General features: G+C 53.0%; 2 protein-coding genes. Both read left to right on the forward strand.

Features of this window, described 5'->3' with window-relative positions; translation table 11 throughout:
* Positions 1–286 (forward strand): MBG domain-containing protein (locus MITSMUL_RS06770; RefSeq protein WP_005841173.1); only part of this gene is annotated, 286 nt, incomplete at its 5' end.
* A 3-nt stretch (positions 287–289) separates the two neighbouring features.
* The coding region (locus MITSMUL_RS06775) for an MBG domain-containing protein (protein ID WP_005841175.1) at positions 290–1763 on the forward strand (1474 nt) is incomplete at its 3' end.

The raw sequence follows: 1763 nt of genomic DNA on the forward strand, positions 1-1763 counted from the left end.
CGGTACGGTCGACAAGGCATTCACGTCGGATATCCAGGGCTTGACGAATGGCGACGATGCGTCGATCGTGAACCTGACGTATGCGACGAAGGGTTACCTCAGCAATACGAAGACGAACGACGTTGGTGACTATGACATCAATACGAGTGTCAACGAGCTGAAGAACTATGACGTCAAGACGAACACGGCGAAACTGCACATCAATAAGGCAGCGCTGTTCGTCAATACGGACGACAAGACGACGACGTACGGCACGGTCGACAAGGCGTTCACGTCGGATATCTAGGGCTTGACGAATGGCGACGATGCGTCGATCGTGAACCTGACGTATGCGACGAAGGGTTACCTCAGCAATACGAAGACGAACGACGTTGGTGACTATGACATCAATACGAGCGTCAACGAGCTGAAGAACTATGACGTCAAGACGAACACGGCGAAACTGCACATCAATAAGGCAGCGCTGTTCGTCAATACGGACGACAAGACGACGACGTATGGCACGGTCGACAAGGCGTTCACGTCGGATATCCAGGGCTTGACGAATGGCGACGATGCGTCGATCGTGAACCTGACGTATGCGACGAAGGGTTACCTCAGCAATACGAAGACGAACGACGTTGGTGACTATGACATCAATACGAGCGTCAACGAGCTGAAGAACTATGACGTCAAGACGAACACGGCGAAACTGCACATCAATAAGGCAGCGCTGTTCGTTAATACGGACGACAAGACGACGACGTACGGCACGGTCGACAAGGCGTTCACGTCGGATATCCAGGGCTTGACGAATGGCGACGATGCGTCGATCGTGAACCTGACGTATGCGACGAAGGGTTACCTCAGCGATACGAAGACGAACGACGTTGGTGACTATGACATCAATACGGGCGTCAACGAGCTGAAGAACTATGACGTCAAGACGAACACGGCGAAACTGCACATCAATAAGGCAGCGCTGTTCGTTAATACGGACGACAAGACGACGACGTACGGCACGGTCGACAAGGCGTTCACGTCGGATATCCAGGGCTTGACGAATGGCGACGATGCGTCGATCGTGAACCTGACGTATGCGACGAAGGGTTACCTCAGCGATACGAAGACGAACGACGTTGGTGACTATGACATCAATACGGGCGTCAACGAGCTGAAGAACTATGACGTCAAGACGAACACGGCGAAACTGCACATCAATAAGGCAGCGCTGTTCGTCAATACGGACGACAAGACGACGACGTACGGCACGGTCGACAAGGCGTTCACGTCGGATATCCAGGGCTTGACGAATGGCGACGATGCGTCGATCGTGAACCTGACGTATGCGACGAAGGGTTACCTCAGCAATACGAAGACGAACGACGTTGGTGACTATGACATCAATACGAGCGTCAACGAGCTGAAGAACTATGACGTCAAGACGAACACGGCGAAACTGCACATCAATAAGGCAGCGCTGTTCGTCAATACGGACGACAAGACGACGACGTACGGCACGGTCGACAAGGCGTTCACGTCGGATATCCAGGGCTTGACGAATGGCGACGATGCGTCGATCGTGAACCTGACGTATGCGACGAAGGGTTACCTCAGCGATACGAAGACGAACGACGTTGGTGACTATGACATCAATACGGGCGTCAACGAGCTGAAGAACTATGACGTCAAGACGAACACGGCGAAACTGCACATCAATAAGGCAGCGCTGTTCGTTAATACGGACGACAAGACGACGACGTACGGCACGGGGTTAAAGGCGT

The organism is Mitsuokella multacida DSM 20544 (genome assembly GCF_000155955.1).
Classification (GTDB): domain Bacteria; phylum Bacillota; class Negativicutes; order Selenomonadales; family Selenomonadaceae; genus Mitsuokella; species Mitsuokella multacida.